Below are 19,465 nucleotides of genomic sequence, written 5' to 3'. Positions count from 1 at the left end.
ACTCATCCATCCTTGCTGGTCCGAAACCACGATTCCGGGTCCACGGGGCTGTTATCCTGTCTTACCTCTATATAGAGCGTTTCTGACCGGTCAGTTCCAGTGCCATCACCGCTTGTTGACAAAATAGCGCCGATTTCGGGGGTTTCACCGGGCATCAGCCCGACCGGAGTGCCCTCGGGGATCACCTGCCCGGTGTTGCCGTACACCTCTTGCAGGCCTGAAAATACGAACAAAAGCCCGGGCTGAGGCTCCAAGATGACCAAATTCCCCAAATCCAGCAGTGGTCCGCGATAGCGAATGGTGGCGGCCGTCGGCGAAGTCACAATCGCGCGGGGACGCGTGCCCAGCACTACGCCGGGGCGTTTGACACCCGCCGCGTCGGTTTCCCCCGCGCGGTGCAGCAGAATACCCTGCGCGGGTAGTGCAATCTCACCCTTGCGGTCCGAGATATCGGCACTAGTTTCGGCAATTTCACCTTCGGAAATTTCAGACAACCCGCTGGCAAATCCTTCCAGAGTCTCTGTGGACGATATCAAAATGGCGGTCCGCACCGGATCTTCGACAAAGCGCCGTGGCAGATCGGTGCGGTCAGCAATCGCAGTGCTCAGCTGTGTGCGGGCGGTCTGAACACCGGAGAGCCCCTCGGTCAGTGTTTCCGCTGCGCTTTGTTGCAACTGGCGCAAGGTCTGCACCTCTTGCAAATCGTGGGCCAGAGCCTGCGCGCGGGCATTGAGGCCCGGCGTGACCTCGGACAGCATCATCCCCGCCCGAGCTGACCCCAACGGACCCGAAGGGTGCAGCATCAGCACCGGCGGTGCCGTGGTTTCTATGGTCTGCAACACGCCAAGCAACTGTGCGATGTCTTTTTCTCGGGTGCGCAGCTCGGCAGCCAACTGCGCCTCACGCGTGGCGGCGCGGCGCAAGCCTTCGCGCATTGCGGTCAGACCCGCCTCATAGGCCTGAATGGTTTCGGTCAGGGCGCGCACACGATCCCGGGCGCTGTCGGCCTCGGTCAGGGCGACCGAGGCGTCCTCGAGCATCTGCGCCGCATTCAGCGCGGCTGTGGATGGGTCTGTCTGTGCATTTGCTGATGCCGCAAACAGCAGCGCCATTACAAGCGCGCGAAAGGTCATGACAGCAGGCTCTTACCGGTCATCTCCGGCGGTTGTTCCAGACCCATCAGTTGCAACAGAGTCGGCGCGAGATCGGACAGACGCCCGTCATGCAGTGTGGCGCCCTCGGGGCCGCCAACCAGCGCCACGGGGACCGGGTTCAGCGTATGTGCCGTGTGCGGTCCACCGGTTTCAGGATCGACCATCATCTCGCAATTGCCATGGTCGGCGGTCACGATCATCGCACCGCCCACCTTTTTCAACGCAGCAACCACCTGAGCCAGCCCTTCGTCTACAGCCTCACAGGCCTTGATCGCGGCCTGCAAGTCGCCCGTGTGACCGACCATGTCCGGGTTGGCATAGTTTGTAACAATCAGGTCGTATCCCGCCTCAATCGCCTCAACGAATTTGGCGGTCACTTCGGTCGAAGACATTTCGGGTTGCAGGTCATATGTCGCCACCTTGGGCGATTTTGGCATGAACCGGTCTTCACCCACTTCTGGGGTTTCCTTGCCGCCGTTGAGGAAGAAGGTGACATGCGGGTATTTCTCGGTCTCGGCTAGACGGAACTGACGCAAACCCTGTTTGGCGACCCATTCACCCAACGTGTTCACGATGTCGCGCTTCGGGAACACGGTGGTCATATAAGCGTTGTGGCCGTCCGAGTATTCGACCATGCCCAGCAGGGCAGACAGTTGCGGGCGCGGGCCGGTGTCGAAATCTTTAAAACCGGGCTCACCAATCGCGCGCAGAATCTCTCGCGCACGGTCGGCGCGGAAATTGAGGCAAAAGAACCCGTCGCCGTCTTTCACACCATCAAAGCCCTCCAGAACCGTGGGCACGATGAATTCATCGGTTTCCGACTGGTTGTAGGCGTGGTCGACCGCGCCATGCGCAGTGGCTGCCGTCCGGCCCTGACCCTTGATCATCGCTTGATACGCCTCGCCGACGCGTTCCCAGCGATTGTCGCGATCCATCGCGAAATAGCGCCCGCTGACGGTGACAATTCGGGCACCTTCGGGCAGGCGATCTTCCAGTTCGGCGATATAGGTGAAGGCGGATTTCGGCGCCACGTCGCGGCCATCTGTGATTGCGTGCAACGCGACCGGTACGCCCGCGTCGGTGATTGCCTTGGCCGCGGCGACGATGTGGTTCAGGTGGCCGTGTACTCCGCCATCCGACACCAGACCCATCATGTGCGCGGTGCCACTCGAAGCCTTCACCTTGGCAATGAAATCCTGCAACGCCTCGTTGCCGAAGAATGAGCCGTCTTCGATCGACAGGTCGATCTGCCCCAGATCCATGGCAACAACGCGACCCGCGCCGATATTGGTATGGCCGACCTCGGAATTGCCCATCTGACCGCTGGGCAGGCCGACATCCGGACCATGCGTGATCAGCGTAGCGTGCGGGCCGTTGGCCATGATCGCGTCGAAGGTGGACGTTTTGGCCAGATAAGGCGCATTGGCTTCGGTGTCCTCGGACAGGCCCCAACCATCAAGAATGCACAGGACAACAGGTTTGGGGGCGGTCATTTCGGCTCTCCGGATTTCTGCTCTTGGTCCGTCTTGTATCGCCTGACCAACGGCGGGTGAACCGCCTTTTGGCGGTGCATAGACAGAATTAATGCCCGGACGGTTTGTTCTTGCCGATATATTCGGCAAAAGGCCGGGCTTTGCGCCCTCGGTATTTGATGGTCAAGTCCAGCGAGGCTTCGTTCTCGTCATAAATGCCCAAGACAACACCCCTGCCCCTGCTCTTTGTACGCATCTCGATCAGTTGCTGTTCCGACCGCGTTGTCCGCTGCGACGGGCGGCGGGCCCAGGCGAAGAGGAGGTCGTACATTTCCGCGATGACCTCAGAGTGGTCGGCACTGTCGCCCAAATCGGTCAGTTCGTCCGGGTCGTTTTCCAGATCGAACAGGATGGGCCGGTGACCGCCTTCGCAATGGATCAGCTTCCATTTCTTGTTGGCTACCATGAACATCACCGCATCGCGGACCGACGCATTCAACATGTCGGCGATTGGTGAGGCTGAGTAGTCATATTCGCAGATCACCACATCGCGTGGCGTTTCATCTTGCTGGCCATGTAAGATCGACAGCAACGAATGCCCCTCAAGGATATGTGGCGCGACGTCGCCGCCCGCCACATCCACAAAGGTCGGGGCGAGATCGATAGACTCGACCAATGCGTCGCTGACGGTGCCGCGCGTCGCGTCAGCCTCGGGTGACGGGTCGTAAATGATCAGGGGCATTTTGGTCGAGGCGTCGTGGAAGAACGTCTTTTCTCCCATCCAGTGATCGCCCAGAAAGTCACCGTGATCCGAGGTCAACACAATCATCGTGTCGTCCATCCGGCCGGTTTTCTCCATCCAGTCGAACAGGCGGCCCATCTGATCGTCGGCCTGTTTGATCAGGCCCATGTAAGCGGGGATCACCGCCTCGCGCACGTCCTGTCGTGAAAAGGTTTGGCCGATTTTAGTATCCATGAACGCGCGTAGAACCGGATGGGTTTTCTCACGTTCGGCCTCGGACCGGACTACGGGCAGCACATGCTCAGGTCCGTACATCGAGGCATAGGGTTCGGGCACAATGTAAGGCCAGTGCGGCTTTATAAAGCTCAGGTGGCAGCACCACGGGGCGTCATGGCTTTCCATGAATTCAATACCGCGGCCCGTCAGATAGGGGGTTTCGCTGTCCTCTTCGGCGATATTTGCCGCCTCGGACGAATTTTTCAGGAACCAGCCCGACAGGACGTTGCCATCCGCATCCAGCCCGGAATTGGCAAAGTCGTGCCACGGGTTGTCACTCTCATAGCCTTTGTCGGTGAGGTACTCGTTGTATTTCCTCGCCCCGTTCGGATCGTAGAACCCGTCGGGGCCTTCCGGGCGCATACCGTCGTCGCGTTCAAATACGTCGAACCCGCATTCCGCGACGCGGGCACCGATCAGGCTATCAGGCTCCAGACCCAGCCGCGCCATCCCCTCAGCGTCGGCTTTCATGTGGGTTTTGCCAACCAGCCAGCAGTCCATGCCCGCCTTACGCAGGTGGTCGCCCATTGTGATCTCGCCCACCTTGAGTGGAATGCCGTTCCACGAGGCACCATGCGAATGCACATACCGGCCGGTATAGGTGGACATGCGCGAGCTGCCGCAGATCGGGGATTGGATATAGGCGCGGTCAAACCGCACGCCCCGCCTGGCCAGACGGTCAATGTTCGGAGTGTGCAGATGTGGGTGGCCATAACAGCTCAGGTAGTCCCAGCGCAGCTGGTCGAACATAATGAACAGGATGTTCTTGGCTTTGGCCATGGCAGTGTCCCCCGGTATTCAGGGACCTAGTTAGCCAATTCTCTTCCCGGGGCGAAGCGTAAATTACGCCTCGGCCTGACGTTCCATCTGTTCCAGCATCTTCTTGGCGCGCTTGCACTGCAGCTTGTCCCGCAGCGGCGAGTTCGGGTCGACGTCTTTCTGGCACACCACGCATTTGTCAGCACCAGAGATCGCGTTCAGGCCGCCGCAGCTGCCTTTGATGGTCTTGCCCATCAGCATCACGCCCAACGACATGCCCACCACAACAAGGGTCAGCAGAATGAAGGCCAGAATAAAGGTGCTCATCGTGGGTCCTACCGGTTAGTTGGTGCCAATCGCGTCTTTGAATGCAGTGCTGTGCACGGTGATATAAGCTTCTTCGCCGCCTGTCACATCCCGCGAGATGAAATACACAGCAAGTTTATGTTTTTCGGCCAGTTCAAGGCCCTTTTCCTGCCCCAGTGCCAGCATCGCGGTGGCCCATGCATCCGCCATCATCGCGTTTTCCGCCAGAACGGTAACCGAGGTTGTCCGGTGCATAATCGGGCGCCCAGTTGTTGGGTCGATGATATGCGAATAGCGCACACCGTCCTGTTCGAAGAAGTTTTTGTAATCCCCCGAGCTGGCCATGCCCAGATCGCCCACCGACACGATCAACTGCGGGGTCTGCGCGCCGGCCTGCGGTTTTTCGATGCCGATCCGCCAGGTGTCACCTTTGTCGTTCTGGCCTTTGGTGACCAGATCGCCGCCGATTTCAACCAGATAATCCTCGATCCCAGCCTCGCGCAGCGTCTCGGCAACGGCGTCGATACCGTAGCCTTTGGCGATGGCGGACAGGTTGATGCCCACACCGGGTTCGGACTTCGCAAGCGTGCCCGCCTCGGCGTCCAGAGTCAGCAGTCGGTTTTGGCCGACACCACTCAGCGCGGCCTCAATTTCAGCATCCGAGGGCACCGGGTCTTCTGGCGTGCGCGGGCCAAAACCCCACAGCTCGATCAGCGGGCCCAGGGTGACGTCGAAGATACCGCCGGATTTCTCGTGCACTTCATTCGCGGCCGTCATCACCTGCGCGAATTCGGCGGATACGGCCATGGGATCTGTGCCGGTTGCGGCGGAAAAGGTTGAGACCTCAGAATTCGGGTCCCAGTTCGACATCTTGGCGTTGACCTCGGCCAAGGTTTCTTGAACCGCGCTGGCCAAGGCGTCCTCGTCCAGATCCTCACCAATGGCGGTGACATTGAACGTCGTGCCCATCGTCTCACCCGACAGGCGGACCACTTCGGGCTCCTTGTCGAATAGGCAGCCGGATAGAAGTGTGGCAAAGGCCAGTACGGGCACAAGACGCATGGTGTGGTCTCCGAGAATTCAGTGCCCGGCATATGCCAGCCACCCTTGCCGGAGTCAAACCGGCGTCACAGCTTCAGCGGCAAAAAGCCCAACACCAAAAGACCTATCCCCGCCGGCACCCCAAACAGCCAGGCCCGTTTCTGCCATCCCGGAGCTTGCTGTTTCCACACCTTGCGGAAATTGTGGCCACAAACGACCACCGCGAAGAAAATCAACGCAGCCACTGGTGGGGTAAGATACAGTTCACTCAAAGGCTTATGGTTCCTCTGCAGGCGGGAGATTCCGCCGATCAGTGCAAATGCACCCTATACAGGTCGTTTAGCTGCGCTAAGGTGAAAGGGAAAGACTTTGCAAGAACCATGAAGGAGATTGCCCATGGCTCCAACCTCTTACCAATCGCCATCGCGTGGCGACAAGGCAGACAAGTCCACGTACAGCCAATCGACGGACTCGAACCTGTCGCACTCGCAGACAACCGTGGCCAAGTTGCTTGAAGGTAAAGGGGATGCGGTGTTTTCGGTGCGCCCGAACGAGACGGTTCATTCCGTGGTCAACACGTTGAAGGAAAAGCGGATCGGTGCGGTATTGGTAACCGATCAGAATGGCGCGCTGCAAGGTATCCTGTCCGAGCGTGACATCGTGCGGCGTATGGCGGACACGCCCGGCCAGACCCTGCCGCAGGCGGTCGAAGACCTGATGACGCGTGAGGTCAAGACCTGCGCGCCGGATGACTATCTGAACGATGTTCTGAAAACCATGACCGAAGGCCGGTTCCGTCACATGCCGGTTCTGCGTGACGGCACCCTTGTCGGTGTCATCACCATTGGCGACGTTGTGCATTTCCGCCTGAAAGAACTGGAATACGAAGCGCTGCGGATGAAACAGATGATCGTCGGCTAGTCGATTTCGCCCAGAATCCCCTTGACCTTGCCCCGGTGACAGTATCCCTGATGCGTCAAAGATTGCGTTAAGGTCGAGGGTTGCATGAAACGGGTTCTGGTCACGGGAACGGCGGGATTTATCGGATTCCATCTGGCCAAGCTACTGCTGTCTGAAGGATTCCGCGTGCATGGCTATGACGGGATGACGGACTATTACGACGTCACCCTTAAACAGCGCCGCCACCAGATGATGCTGCAAACGCCCGGATTTTCGGCGACCGAGGATTTACTGGAAAACCACGAACACCTGATGCAGGTCGCAGATGAGTTCCAGCCCGAGGTGATCGTTCATCTCGCCGCACAGGCTGGGGTGCGCTACAGCCTCGAAGACCCACGCAGCTATATTAACTCGAACGTGGTCGGCACTTTTAACGTTATGGAAGTCGCGCGGCAACATGAGGTTGAGCACCTGCTGATGGCGTCCACGTCCTCGGTTTATGGCGCCAACGAGGTTATGCCCTTTACCGAAGTGGAAAAGGCCGACACCCCCCTGACCATCTACGCCGCAACCAAAAAGGCGAATGAGGCGATGGGCCATTCCTACGCCCATTTGTGGAATCTGCCGACCACGATGTTCAGGTTCTTCACCGTCTACGGAGCTTGGGGCCGGCCCGATCTTGCACTTTATAAATTCGTGGATGCCATTCTGGATGAGCGTCCAATCGACATCTACAACCACGGCGACATGTATCGTGACTTCACTTATGTAGAAGACCTCGTGCGGGGGATCAGGTTGCTGATTGACGTGCCCCCGGTGCGTCCTGACAATCCGGACGAGATCGAGGAAGGCGACAGTCTTTCACCTGCAGCCCCGTGGCGAGCGGTTAATATCGGCAATGGTGACAAAGTACGGCTGATGGACTTTGTCGAAGCGATCGAAGACGCTCTGGGGAAAAAGGCCATCCGCAATTACATGCCGATGCAGATGGGCGACGTGCCTGCGACATGGGCCGATAACGACCTGCTGCAACGGCTGACGGGTTACCGCCCGCAGACGGATTTCAAAGACGGGATCGCGCAATTTGTCGAATGGTTCCGCGACTACCACAACAAGTGACCCGAGGCGCTGTGATGCTTGAGACCAACCCGAATTCCCGTCGGATCGCTGTTATCGGCCTTGGCTACGTCGGTCTGCCGCTGGCCGTGGCCTTCGGCAAGATCGGCCCTGTTGTGGGCTATGATATCAATCCACATCGGATCGAGGCTCTGCGCGTAGGACAGGATGCCACGCAAGAGGTCGAACCCGAAGACCTGTCGGCGGCGTCGGACTTGGTTTTCACGACCGATAAGTCCGACCTTGCCGCGTGCGACACCTACATTGTCACTGTCCCCACCCCGATCACTGACGGCAAGCAGCCGGATTTATCACCCTTGCTTGCGGCCTCTGAATTGGTTGGTTCGCTGCTGAAACCCGGTGATCTGGTGATCTATGAATCCACCGTCTATCCCGGTGCGACCGAGGAAGACTGCGTGCCGGTGCTGGAACGAGCATCTGGCCTAACCTTCAATCGCGATTTCTTTGCCGGCTACAGCCCCGAGCGGATTAACCCCGGCGATAAGACACACAGGATTTCGGATATTTGCAAGGTTACCTCGGGCTCGACCCCCGAAGTGGCCGATCTGGTGGATGGGCTCTACGCCCGGGTCATCGCGGCGGGCACCCACAAAGCCGAAAGCATCCGTGTGGCCGAGGCCGCGAAGGTGATCGAGAATACCCAACGTGATCTGAACATCGCTCTGGCGAATGAGTTGGCGATGATCTTTGGCCGCATGGATATCGATACCGATGCCGTTCTACGGGCGGCCGGCACCAAGTGGAACTTCCTGCCCTTCCGCCCCGGTCTGGTTGGCGGCCACTGTATCGGCGTTGACCCGTACTACCTGACCCACAAGGCCGAAGCCGTTGGCCATCACCCACAGATCATTCTGGCCGGGCGGCGGCTGAATGACAGCATGGGTGGTTACGTGGTCTCACAATTGGTCAAACGGATGATGCGCGACGGGATCAATGTGGGCGCGTCGCAAGTGCTGGTGATGGGTTTGACCTTCAAGGAAAACTGCCCGGACCTGCGCAACACGCGCGTTGTCGATATCATCGAAGAATTGCAGGATTATGGCGTTACTGTAGATGTCCACGACCCCCATGCCGATTCACACGCGGCTCAGGCTGAATATGGAATCTCACTGATCGAAAACCCCCAGAATGCCACCTATGACGCCGTTATACTGGCGGTTGCGCATCGGGAGTTTCTGGACCTCGACCCCGCGCAGGTGCGCGCCTATGGCAAGGATCAGAGCGTTGTCTTCGACGTTAAATCCTGTCTGCCCAAAGAGGCCAGCGACCTGCGGCTTTAAAAAAACCGGCGCCTTATGCGCCGGTTTTCTATTTCTTACCCGCCGAAATCGTCGAGCATGATGTCTTCGCGGTCTACACCCAGATCCAGCAGCATATTGATGACCGACTGGTTCATGATGGGCGGGCCACACATGTAGAATTCGCAATCTTCGGGTGCGGGGTGGTTCTTGAGGTATTCCTCGAACAGAACGTTGTGGATGAAGCCGGTATAGCCTTTCCAATCGTCCTCGGGCTGCGCATCCGACAAGGCCACGTGCCATTCAAAGTTATCGAACTCTTTGGCCAGTGAGTCGAAATCTTCGACAAAGAACATCTCTTTCTTCGAGCGCGCACCGTACCAGAAGCTGATCTTGCGGTTACGGTTCTCAAGACGCTTGAGCTGGTCGAAGATGTGGCTGCGCATCGGCGCCATACCGGCACCACCGCCGATGAAGACCATCTCTTTCTCGGTTTCGCGGGCAAAGAATTCGCCAAACGGACCCGAGATCGTGACTTTGTCGCCCGGCTTTAGGTTGAAGATGTACGATGACATTTGACCCGGAGGGATACCTTCCGATCCCGGAGGCGGCGACGCCACGCGGACGTTCAGCATAATCATGCCTTTTTCATCCGGATAATTGGCCATCGAATAGGCGCGTTCGATCGGTTCGTTCACGACAGATTCGTACTGCCACAGGTTGAAGCGATCCCAATCTTCGCGATATTCCTCTTCCACGTCGAAGTCGGTGTATTTCAACGCGTGCGCGGGGGCTTCGATCTGGATATAGCCTCCGGCGCGGAAATTCACATCCTCGCCTTCGGGCAGGTCCAGTGTCAATGCTTTGATAAAGGTCGCGACGTTTTCATTCGAGCGTACGGTGCATTCCCACTTCTTGACGCCAAAGACCTCTTCCGGAACTTCGATGTCCATGTCCTGCTTGACAGCGACCTGACAGGACAGACGGTCACCGCAAGATGCTTCGCGTTTGGTGATATGGCTTTCTTCGGTGGGCAGGATCGATCCGCCGCCGGAATGCACTTTCACCCGACACTGTGCGCAGGTGCCGCCACCGCCGCAAGCGGAGGGGACGAACAGTTTTTCCGCCGCAAGTGTCTGCAACAGCTTGCCACCCGCAGGCACCGAAATGGTCTTTTCACCATTGATGGTGATGTTTACATCACCGGTCGAAACCAGTTTCGAGCGAGCCGCCAGAATAATCGCCACCAATGCGATGACGATCAGGGTGAAGAGGACTACGCCAAGGCTAAACGTTTCCATGGGCCCCTCCTTACAGTTTCACGCCCGAGAAAGACATGAAGGCCATCGCCATCAGTCCCGCGGTGATAAAAGTGATTCCCAGACCCTGCAGGCCGTCGGGAATGTCCGAATATTTCAGCTTTTCCCGAACCCCGGCCATTGCGGTGATTGCCAGCGCCCAACCAAAGCCGGAGGACAGACCATAGGTAGCGGCCTCGGCAAAGTTGTAGTCGCGCTCCACCATGAACAGCGAGCCGCCCAGAATGGCGCAGTTCACTGTGATCAGCGGTAGGAAGATCCCCAGCGCGTTGTAGAGCGGCGGGAAATACTTATCCAAGACCATCTCGAGGATCTGAACCATCGCCGCAATGACGCCGATATAGGAGATCAGACCAAGGAAAGTCAGGTCCACATCCGGGAACCCGGCCCAGGCCAGTGCGCCTGGCTTCAGCAGATAGTTCAGCAGCAGGTTGTTGGCGGGTACGGTGATTGCCTGAACGACCATGACCGAGATGCCCAGACCCAGCGCGGTCGAAATCTTCTTGGACACGGCGATGAAAGTACACATCCCGAGGAAGAAGCTAAGCGCAAGGTTTTCGACAAAGATGGCCTTTACGGCCAGTGAGATCAGACCTTCCATCAGTGGGCCTCTACCTGCTGGATTTTGTATTCACGTTCTTCCACCTGGTTCGGCTTCCATGTGCGGAAGGCCCAGATTATCAGACCGATGATAAAGAACGCCGACGGAGGCAGAAGCAGCATGCCGTTGGGCACGTACCAGCCACCGTTGTTGACGGTTTGCAGAATGGTCACGCCGAACAGTGATCCGGCGCCGAACAGCTCCCGAATGAACCCGACCAGCAGCAGGATCAGGCCATAACCCATACCATTGCCCAGTCCGTCGATGAATGACGCCATTGGCGGGTTCTTCATTGCAAACGCTTCGGCGCGCCCCATCACGATACAGTTGGTGATGATCAGGCCGACGAAAACCGAAAGGGTTTTCGAGATTTGGAAGGCATAAGCCTTGAGGACCTGATCAACCAGGATCACAAGTGACGCGATGATCACCATTTGCACGATAATCCGGATCGAGCCCGGTATCTGGTTCCGCAGGATCGAGATGAACATCGACGCAAACGCGGTCACGAAGGTCACCGCCAGCGCCATCACAAAGGCCACCTGCAGCGAGGACGTAACCGCCAATGCGGAACAGATGCCCAGAACCTGCAATGTGATCGGGTTGTTGTCGACAAGCGGGTCGACCAGCATCTCTTTCTTGGTCTGAGACATTAGAACTCTCCTGCTTGCAGTTTGGCGAGGAACGGAGCGTAGCCCGCATCACCCATCCAGAATCTTACCAGGTTATCGACACCGACGGACGTCAGCGTGGCACCAGCCAGCGCATCGACATAGAAATCGGGGCCCGCGGCGGGCTGCGATTTTGCGACGGTGATCTGCAGATCGCCCGCTTCGTCGCGCAACTTCTTACCGCTCCACAGCGCTTTCCAGCGCGGGTTGTCCACCTCGGCACCAAGGCCCGGGGTCTCACCATGCTGATAGAACTGCAGACCGTAGATATCGTTGCCGTTGTTCTCCAACGCGATAAAGCCATAGAGCGTAGACCACAGCCCATAACCGTGCAGCGGCAGGATCACTTTGTCCAGATCGCCTGCATCGTCACGCAGCAGGTAGATAACACGGTACTTTGCTTTTCGGCCGATCCCTGCCGGGTCGTCATCCAGCGCGACACTCAGCTCGGGATCGCTGGCAGCGGCAATGTCATCGAAAGTGGCAGGGTCGAACTGGTCGTCGACGAACTCGCCGGTGGCCAGTTCCAGCACGTGCGGTTCAAACGCAGCAAAAGCTTCGGACACATCGATGCCGGGCTCGTAAACACCCGCCACCTGCAGGACGTTGACCTGCTTGTCCTTCAGCGCGTTGGCTTCCTGCACAGGGCGCAGGCTGACCGCAGCAGCGGACACCACCATCGAGGCCACAAGACAGACGGCCACGGCGATGAAGATTGTCTTGCCAACTGAGTCCGGCGAGGCTGCCAGAAACTTGGCAATCGCGCCCTTGGGTTCTTGGGATTGCGTATCAGACATGGCGACGCGCCCTCCGTTTGATGTTGGCCTGAACGACGAAGTAGTCGATCAGCGGCGCAAAGACGTTACCGAACAGGATGGCGAGCATCATGCCTTCGGGGAAAGCCGGGTTAAGGACACGGATCAGCACAACCATGACACCGATCAGCGCACCATAGATGTAGCGACCCAGATTGGTATGGCTTGCGGATACCGGTTCGGTGACCATGAAGGCCAGACCAAACGCATAGCCGCCCAACACAACATGCCAGTACCAGGGCATCGCAAACATCGGATTGGTGTTCGAGCCGATCAGGTTCAGCAGCAAGGTGAACACGATCGTCCCACCCAGACAGCCGACGATCAGGCGATAGTTGGCAATCTTGGTCACTAACAGGAATGCCAGACCTATAATACAGGCCAGCGTTGAGGTCTCACCAAAGCTGCCCTGAATGGTGCCGTAGAAGGCGCTCCACCATGTGATGCCCTCGGCAGCAAGCGCCTGCATCCCATCAGCGGCGGAGACAGCCAGCGCCGTCGCGCCCGAGAACCCGTCAACCGGCGTCCAGATCGAGTCACCCGACATCTGCGCCGGATAGGCGAAATACAGGAACGCTCGGCCGACCAGCGCGGGGTTGAGGAAGTTTTTACCTGTTCCGCCAAACACCTCTTTACCGATTACGACGCCAAAGATGATCCCCAAGGCGACCTGCCACAAGGGTGTGCTTGCGGGCATGATCAACGTGTAAAGCATTGAGGTAACAAGGAAACCTTCATTTACCTCGTGGCCACGGACGGTGGCGAAGATGACCTCGAAAATACCACCTGCGACCAGCGTCACGATATAGATCGGCAGGAAGTAGAGCAGCCCGTGCATGACATTGGCGAAGATGCTGGAGGGTTCCAGCGAAATGCCGAACATCTGCAAAAGGGCAATCCGCCAGCCGGTGGCGGCATCTGCGCCCAAGGCCGCGATCGCAGAATTGGCCTGATAGCCAGTGTTCCACATCCCCCACAGGATGCACGGGATCGTCGCGATCACGACGTAAGTCATGATCCGCTTCATATCCACATAGGACCGCGCGTGGGGCGCGACGGTGGTTACGGTTTTCGGAGTGTAGATGAAGCTTTCGACCATCTCGTAGATGGGGAAATACTTCTCGTACTTGCCGCCCTTGGTAAAGTTCGGCTCAATCCGGTCAAAGAAGCTGCGCAAACCCATTCGGATCAGCCCTCCTTTTCAATTTTGGTCAGGCAGTCGCGCAGCGCCAGCCCGTATTCATATTTCGCCGGACAGGCAAAGCCGACAAGGCCCAGATCCTCTTCGTCCAGCTCCAGCGCACCCAGAGCCTGAGCGGTATCGGTGTCCATCACCAGCAGCGCGCGCAGCAGCTGAGTCGGCAGGTAGTCCTGCGGCATCAGCTCTTCGAACGTGCCCGTGGGCACCATTGCGCGACGGCCACCGTTCAGGTTGCTCGTCAGTTTGTAGAGCTTGCGCGCGAACGCCGAACCCAGCACAGGCTGGATCGCGTATTTCGACGGCATCGGAAGAATCCAGCCCATAGTGTGCTGGTCGTGATCTTCACGAATGATCGAAACCTGCCGCGCGAAACGTCCCAGATAGGCGGTCGGACCATCGGCCTGCGTTCCGGACAGGATTGAGCCTGAGATGATCCGGGCAGGGCCTTCAACGTCGGCCTCATCACGGATCAGATCATCGGTCGAGGCGCCCATCACAGTGCGGATCAGACGTGGTTGCCGCGCGCCGGGACCGGTGAGGGCAATAACTACATTAGGGTCCAAGTGACCAGATTGGAACAGTCGGCCAATGGCGATTACGTCCTGATAACCGATGGTCCAGACCTGCTTGTCACCAGCCAGCGGCTCGAGGAAGTGAATATGCGTGCCTGCCAGACCTGCAGGGTGCGGGCCCGAGAAAGCTGCGGCTTCAACACCCGCCACATCCGCACCCGGAATGGAATCACCGTCCCTGTGGCAAAGATAGGTTTTGCCCTCGGTCAGCTTGGAGATCGCGCCCAAGCCAGCGGCGAAAGCGTCACCAGCATCGGCAATGATCACCGCCGCGTCGGCCGCAAGCGGCTCGCTATCCATCGCGGTGACGAAAATCGCCGCGGGTTGTGTGCCCGGCACCGGCATTTTCGAATAGGGGCGCGTGCGAAATGCTGTCCACAAACCCGCCGCGCAAAGCTTTTCAGCCACACCTTCGGCGCTGTCCGCGCTGCCCACACCCGAGAAATCGATGCCGTTGTCGTTGTAGTCCGATACCTCGATCACAACGCTCTGCAGCACGCGGCGAGCACCACGGTTGATCGCCACGATCTTACCGCTAAGCGGGGCCACCATCATCGCCTCAGGCGCGTCCTTGTGGCAGAACAGCGGCGTGCCGCGTTGGACTGCGTCACCTTCCTGAACCAGCATACGTGGTTTCAGACCAAGGTAATCGCTCCCTAACACTCCGACGGTTTTGAATTCTGGTCCCGGATGGATGGTTTGTTCCGGTGCACCCTGCACCGGCAACTCCAACCCTTTTTTCAGTTTGAAAGTTTGCATGTCGCTACTGTCTTCCAAGCCTCTTTTACTGTGCCAGCCATGCCGACACCTTTTCAGGGTCAGACAATAACGCAGTATTCTCAAACAGTCGTCGCAAAAGCGTCGAAATGCGTCCGAATTCCGCGGGCGTAGTTCTGATTGGGCGTCCTTTACGCGCGGACGATACTAAAAGCAAACCTGTTACCGCAAAAACTAAACTTTAGATGTCACTTTCGTTGGAAGACATACGATTTGTCGCAGCCTAATTTGCGTGTCGCACCCGGAATGCTTCCAGTGTAAGCAAATCCAATGGAACAGACGAGCGATCTTGAGATTTTTCTTGTAGCCACACCAGGGCTTGAAGCGCCTTTGCACGCCGAAGCAGCCGAAAAGGGATTCGCAGGTGCCAAAATCGTACACGGCGGCGTAAGTTGCCGCGGCGACTGGCCCGAGGTCTGGCGCGCAAATCTGTGTCTGCGCGGGGCCAATAAGGTATTGGTCCGGTTGGGCAGCTTTCCCGCAGTTCATCTGGCGCAGCTCGACAAACGGGCACGCAAGTTTCCTTGGTCTGATGTTTTACGCCCTGACGTTCCGGTCAAGGTCGAAGCCACCAGCCGCAAGTCCCGTATCTATCACGCCGGTGCCGCCCGACAGAGAATTGAGCGCGCGATCACGGAAACACTGGGTGCGCCTATTTCATCCGACGCGAACCTGCGCGTCTTGCTGCGCATCGAAAAGGATATCTGCACCTTATCCGTCGACACCTCGGGCGAGCCTTTGCACAAACGCGGCCATAAGCCAGCCGTTGCCAAGGCACCGATGCGCGAAACGATGGCAGCGATGTTCTTACGTGAGTGCGCTTTTGACGGATCAGAGCCCGTTTTGGACCCAATGTGCGGCTCGGGGACTTTTGTTATCGAAGCTGCCGAGATTGCTTTGGGGCTGAACCCCGGACGGTCGCGCCATTTTGCGTTTGAGAACCTGCACGGGTTCGATTCAGAAGTCTGGGCCGCCCTGAAAAACAGCGCAACTCACTCAGCAACAGACAAGCTATTCTACGGGTCGGACCGGAACGCAGGCGCGGTTGAGGCGGCCGGCACCAACGCCGAACGTGCCGAAGTAGCCAAACACACCCAGTTTCAATGCAAGTCGGTCAGCGACATCAAACCCCCGTCTGGTCCTGCAGGGCTGATCATCGTAAACCCGCCCTACGGCGCCAGAATCGGAGACGAAAAGCGCCTGCGTTCCTTGTACGGCAGCCTTGGGAAAGTTCTGATGTCTCGGTTCAGCGGCTGGCGCGCGGGTATCGTGACCAGCAACCAGTCGCTTGCTCGCGCAACCCGCCTGCCTTTGTTGGCCCCAGGGCCCGTAGTGGATCACGGCGGCACGAAAATTCGGCTGTACCGAACCGATCCCCTGCCCTGACAGAAATTTTGCATCATTCGCGAGCTTGGAAATCCTGCGAGGGATATCAAAATCCCTCTTGCACATCCAAATCCTCAGGTATAGATCACCCGCCACGGTCGGAGTGTAGCTCAGCCTGGTAGAGCACTGTCTTCGGGAGGCAGGGGTCGGAGGTTCGAATCCTCTCACTCCGACCAATCAAACTAGATACTTACGCAAAGTTCTCGCCTCTCAAAAATTCCCTGTTTTTTTTGTTAGGCGTTGCGGTTTGCGATAACAATCAACACTCATCCTCCATCTCCTCACTTTGTCGATGTGGATTCTTTTCCTCGGAGACCAAGAGACTGCTCGGGGACTGACCAGCGGATCTGCTAGCTCACCAAACAGCGCTTTGGGTCCTGACCGGATCTTGTGGCTGGTTTGGTGGCTTCGACACTGTTCACACGGACTGGTGTGTCATCTACACCTATGATCCAGAGTGCTTTGGGCGGTTTTTTCACCTAATGGAACACACAGCGATTCAATCGAAATTCCTAGGCATGCATCCGACGCCAGTTTCTCATTCCTGTAATTGGTTCGCAGCGGCCTGAAACGCGGGCATCGCGTTTTCTATCATTTCATCAGTAGCGGTAAGGCAAATACGAAAATCGGTTGGACGATCAAAGACCGTTCCGGGCATGACATAAACGCCTTGGTTCTTTAGACACTCGGCGAAGGCATTGCTGTCGCCGCCCGGGGCTCGTCCCCAGAGATAGAAGGTGCCTTCGGGCCTTGTCATATTGTATCCCCACTGACCCAAAGCACCAAGCATACGTTCGCGTCGACGAGCCAACGCGGCAATGTCAATTGAGACGTTTTCAAGATCGTGCAGTGCATAGATCAAAGGAGCATCCGGGACATTCCAGCCATCCGCCATCTGCACAGCAAACCGCCGCGTTTGAAGCTCTTTTCGCTCTGCTGCAGGCAAGGTTGGCGAGATAGCGAGATAGCCGAGACGCAGGCCCGGGGCGAGGAGGATTTTTCCGTATGAGTAGTCAATGAGTGTGTGCGGATAAACGGCGGCGGGCGACGTAAAACCAATGCCATCGAACCGGATACGGCGATAGGGTTCATCAGACAATATCCAAATACGATGTCCGATTTCAGACGACTTAACTTCGAGCAAGTCGGCAAGCCGCTGCAAATCTGAACGCGAGTAAATACGACCAGTCGGGTTGTGTGGAGTATTCACGACCACGATCTTCGTGCGCGCGGTTATGGCATTGGCGATGGCTTCGAGGTCGAGATCAAAGTTATCAGGATCTAGCGACACTGGCACTTCTCTGGCGTCGGCAGCTGCCAGCATTGGTCCATAACAAAACCAACCCGGTAACGGTACAATGCATTCGTCCCCCGGCTCGAGAAGCATGGTGAAACACATTTTGATTGCGCCGAAAGCGCCTTTGGTCAACGCAATGTCTTCTGCGTCAAAAGACAGCCCCAACTCTCTGGATAATGCGTCTGCCAAAAAGGCGCATGGCTCTGCTTCGTTGGTCTTATATGCAAACCAGTCAACACTTTGAGGCTCGGCGTGTGTCTTCAGGGCATCCACGACATTGGGCAAGGGCAATTCATGCGGATTACCGAATGTGAAATCAGCGACCGCAGGTGTTTCCCTTACTGCAGCATTGTAAGACGTAAAAAAGGCTTCAACTTTCTGGATAGAACGCGCGGCGGCGTCCGCTCTGTGGGCGATTATGGACATTACACTCTCCCTACTCAAATTTCGGCGACGCGATCGCACTGGGAATACCGTTGTGTCGAATATGATATTGTTAGCTGACCCATGGGCATTTTGCAGCCTTTTTGCCATTTGACTTTGCAGCACTTCGGCACCGCTATTTCACAGGCGGTATTGAGTGGACATTAAATTGTGCTCTGATCGTCTAGTCGATGGGTGTTGTGAACGTGCCATAACGGCGCGAAGCTCCCCACGGCCATGGTGAGGGCATTCGAGGCATCTTCGGACTATTGCCCAGTTGGCACGGCCAGGTACGGCCCCAAAAACGGCCAGGGAAGCTCAAACGCTGCCCGCCGGATTAAGAGCATCAGCAAACCATCGAAGTTTCTAACCTTGACCAGCAATCCAATCGAGGAATTTTCCAGCAGACTTTCGATCTGCTGCGCGAGGCATCTGACAGCCAAAATAGCCACGATGTGTCTTGATGCGCCGGTCGGTGATTGGTGCAAGCAACCCGTGATTGAAATGTTCCTGAAGCAATGTCTCCCAGCCAAGGATGACGCCATCTCCGTTCAAGGCCGCCTGAAGGTAGACCATGAAGCTGGTATACTTCTGATCAGAGGACGGAGCGGGTGGAACAAGCCCCGTTCCGTCAAAGAATGTAGTCCAGTCGTCGGTGTGAAGGCCCATTGTCAGATAGAGTAGCGCGTGCTCTGAAAGCGCTTTTAGGTCTTCACCGATCGAGGCCGCCACGTCTGGTCGGGCAGTTGCGACCATGCACTCCTCAAAAATCAAAGCCTTTCGCATTCCAGGCAAGCGATCCGGATTGTCGAAAGCGATCACGATATCGCTCTGCCGACCATAAGCGTCGTTCTGGTCCCGAGAGATTAACTCTATCGAAATGCCCGTATGCATGGCCCGAAATTCGGGCAGGCGCTTCATCAGGTAGCAACTGGCAAAACCGATGGTGGTGTCGATGGTCAAACGTTCCTGGCTCGGGTGCTGGCGCACTTGCTCCATTGCGCTGTGGACTTGCGTTATGCCCCCCGAGATGCCCCGATACAGCACCTCGCCTTCCCGCGTGAGCGTCGCAAAGGGCCGAGTTCGGTTCAATAGTTTTACGCCCAGTTCCGCTTCAAGCTCGGCCACGCGTCTGCTGGCCGCGGGCTGCTGGACGTTCAGTTCTTGTGCAGCGCGGGTGAAATTTCGATGCCGGGCAACGGCCTCGAACGCGGTCAGACGTTTCCAATTCAGTACCGCCATACCATTCCTCCACGGAATAATAGGTATAAGTGTTTCAGGCGTTCTGACAACGGACAAGGGCAAATAGAGTTCCCTAACAGGCAATCGCATTCCGAAAGGCGCGTCATGTCACCTCTCAAGCAGGATGGGCCAAAAG

The 19,465-nt window shown here is 57.4% G+C and carries 18 protein-coding genes and 1 tRNA gene; 5 read left to right on the top strand and 14 right to left on the bottom strand.

Annotated features, from left to right (window positions below):
• Window positions 1-2: 2 nt before the first annotated feature.
• From ACXAGD_RS19090 to ACXAGD_RS19065, 6 genes are all read right to left on the bottom strand, one after another.
• Window positions 3-1,133 (bottom strand): murein hydrolase activator EnvC family protein, encoded by a 1,131-nt coding sequence (locus ACXAGD_RS19090; RefSeq protein WP_475212938.1) that lies wholly within the window; start codon window positions 1,131-1,133, stop codon window positions 3-5.
• The gene (gpmI, locus tag ACXAGD_RS19085; RefSeq protein ID WP_475212937.1) at window positions 1,130-2,647 is read right to left on the bottom strand and encodes a 2,3-bisphosphoglycerate-independent phosphoglycerate mutase; all 1,518 of its coding nucleotides are present in this window, start codon (window positions 2,645-2,647) and stop codon (window positions 1,130-1,132) included. Before gpmI ends, ACXAGD_RS19090 begins: the two co-directional genes overlap by 4 nt.
• An 88-nt stretch (window positions 2,648-2,735) precedes the next feature.
• A complete protein-coding gene (locus ACXAGD_RS19080; protein ID WP_475212935.1) occupies window positions 2,736-4,424 on the bottom strand; it encodes a sulfatase-like hydrolase/transferase in 1,689 nt (562 codons plus the stop codon).
• Between the two features lie 63 nt (window positions 4,425-4,487).
• The gene (gene nqrM, locus ACXAGD_RS19075; protein WP_475212932.1) at window positions 4,488-4,730 is read right to left on the bottom strand and encodes a (Na+)-NQR maturation NqrM; all 243 of its coding nucleotides are present in this window, start codon (window positions 4,728-4,730) and stop codon (window positions 4,488-4,490) included.
• 15 nt (window positions 4,731-4,745) lie between these two features.
• Complete coding sequence (locus ACXAGD_RS19070; RefSeq protein ID WP_475212929.1) at window positions 4,746-5,771, bottom strand: FAD:protein FMN transferase; 1,026 nt, start codon at window positions 5,769-5,771, stop codon at window positions 4,746-4,748.
• A gap of 65 nt (window positions 5,772-5,836) precedes the next feature.
• Window positions 5,837-5,995, bottom strand: coding sequence for a hypothetical protein (locus ACXAGD_RS19065; protein WP_475212927.1), 159 nt, complete (start codon window positions 5,993-5,995; stop codon window positions 5,837-5,839).
• Between the two features lie 151 nt (window positions 5,996-6,146).
• On the opposite strand from ACXAGD_RS19065, the gene ACXAGD_RS19060 reads away from it, so the two are divergent.
• From ACXAGD_RS19060 to tviB, 3 genes are all read left to right on the top strand, one after another.
• The gene (locus ACXAGD_RS19060; RefSeq protein ID WP_475212926.1) at window positions 6,147-6,671 is read left to right on the top strand and encodes a CBS domain-containing protein; all 525 of its coding nucleotides are present in this window, start codon (window positions 6,147-6,149) and stop codon (window positions 6,669-6,671) included.
• A gap of 84 nt (window positions 6,672-6,755) precedes the next feature.
• Window positions 6,756-7,769, top strand: coding sequence for a GDP-mannose 4,6-dehydratase (locus ACXAGD_RS19055; protein ID WP_475212924.1), 1,014 nt, complete (start codon window positions 6,756-6,758; stop codon window positions 7,767-7,769).
• A gap of 14 nt (window positions 7,770-7,783) precedes the next feature.
• Complete coding sequence (tviB, locus tag ACXAGD_RS19050; RefSeq protein WP_475213486.1) at window positions 7,784-9,067, top strand: Vi polysaccharide biosynthesis UDP-N-acetylglucosamine C-6 dehydrogenase TviB; 1,284 nt, start codon at window positions 7,784-7,786, stop codon at window positions 9,065-9,067.
• A gap of 35 nt (window positions 9,068-9,102) precedes the next feature.
• Here tviB and nqrF read toward each other — a convergent pair whose 3' ends face one another.
• From nqrF to ACXAGD_RS19020, 6 genes are read right to left on the bottom strand one after another with little or no spacing between them, the layout of a single operon-like run.
• Window positions 9,103-10,326, bottom strand: coding sequence for an NADH:ubiquinone reductase (Na(+)-transporting) subunit F (gene nqrF, locus ACXAGD_RS19045; RefSeq protein WP_475212922.1), 1,224 nt, complete (start codon window positions 10,324-10,326; stop codon window positions 9,103-9,105).
• A gap of 10 nt (window positions 10,327-10,336) precedes the next feature.
• Window positions 10,337-10,945 carry an NADH:ubiquinone reductase (Na(+)-transporting) subunit E gene (gene nqrE / locus ACXAGD_RS19040; RefSeq protein ID WP_050603817.1) on the bottom strand — a complete coding sequence of 203 codons (609 nt, stop codon included), beginning with the start codon at window positions 10,943-10,945 and terminating at the stop codon, window positions 10,337-10,339.
• Complete coding sequence (locus ACXAGD_RS19035; protein WP_475212921.1) at window positions 10,945-11,598, bottom strand: NADH:ubiquinone reductase (Na(+)-transporting) subunit D; 654 nt, start codon at window positions 11,596-11,598, stop codon at window positions 10,945-10,947. The genes nqrE and ACXAGD_RS19035 overlap by 1 nt, the downstream gene beginning before the upstream one ends.
• Entirely contained in the window at window positions 11,598-12,413 is an 816-nt protein-coding gene (locus ACXAGD_RS19030; protein ID WP_475212920.1) for a Na(+)-translocating NADH-quinone reductase subunit C, read from the bottom strand. Before ACXAGD_RS19030 ends, ACXAGD_RS19035 begins: the two co-directional genes overlap by 1 nt.
• A complete protein-coding gene (locus tag ACXAGD_RS19025; RefSeq protein ID WP_475212919.1) occupies window positions 12,406-13,614 on the bottom strand; it encodes an NADH:ubiquinone reductase (Na(+)-transporting) subunit B in 1,209 nt (402 codons plus the stop codon). Before ACXAGD_RS19025 ends, ACXAGD_RS19030 begins: the two co-directional genes overlap by 8 nt.
• 5 nt (window positions 13,615-13,619) lie before the next feature.
• Window positions 13,620-14,963, bottom strand: a complete 1,344-nt coding sequence (locus ACXAGD_RS19020) for a Na(+)-translocating NADH-quinone reductase subunit A (RefSeq protein ID WP_475212917.1) — start codon at window positions 14,961-14,963, stop codon at window positions 13,620-13,622.
• Window positions 14,964-15,251: 288 nt separating this feature from the next.
• On the opposite strand from ACXAGD_RS19020, the gene ACXAGD_RS19015 reads away from it, so the two are divergent.
• The gene (locus tag ACXAGD_RS19015) at window positions 15,252-16,367 is read left to right on the top strand and encodes a THUMP domain-containing class I SAM-dependent RNA methyltransferase (protein WP_475212916.1); all 1,116 of its coding nucleotides are present in this window, start codon (window positions 15,252-15,254) and stop codon (window positions 16,365-16,367) included.
• 99 nt (window positions 16,368-16,466) lie between these two features.
• Window positions 16,467-16,543 (top strand) — tRNA-Pro (locus ACXAGD_RS19010).
• A gap of 362 nt (window positions 16,544-16,905) precedes the next feature.
• Here the strand turns inward: ACXAGD_RS19010 and ACXAGD_RS19005 are convergent.
• The gene (locus tag ACXAGD_RS19005; protein WP_475212914.1) at window positions 16,906-18,090 is read right to left on the bottom strand and encodes an aminotransferase class I/II-fold pyridoxal phosphate-dependent enzyme; all 1,185 of its coding nucleotides are present in this window, start codon (window positions 18,088-18,090) and stop codon (window positions 16,906-16,908) included.
• Between the two features lie 363 nt (window positions 18,091-18,453).
• Entirely contained in the window at window positions 18,454-19,329 is an 876-nt protein-coding gene (locus ACXAGD_RS19000; RefSeq protein ID WP_475212913.1) for a LysR family transcriptional regulator, read from the bottom strand.
• Between the last annotated feature and the right edge of the window lie 136 nt (window positions 19,330-19,465).

Source organism: Ruegeria sp. ABF4_144 (assembly GCF_056160045.1).
The sequence above is the reverse complement of the archived record's forward strand: the minus strand, read 5'-3'. Positions and strand labels throughout refer to the sequence as shown.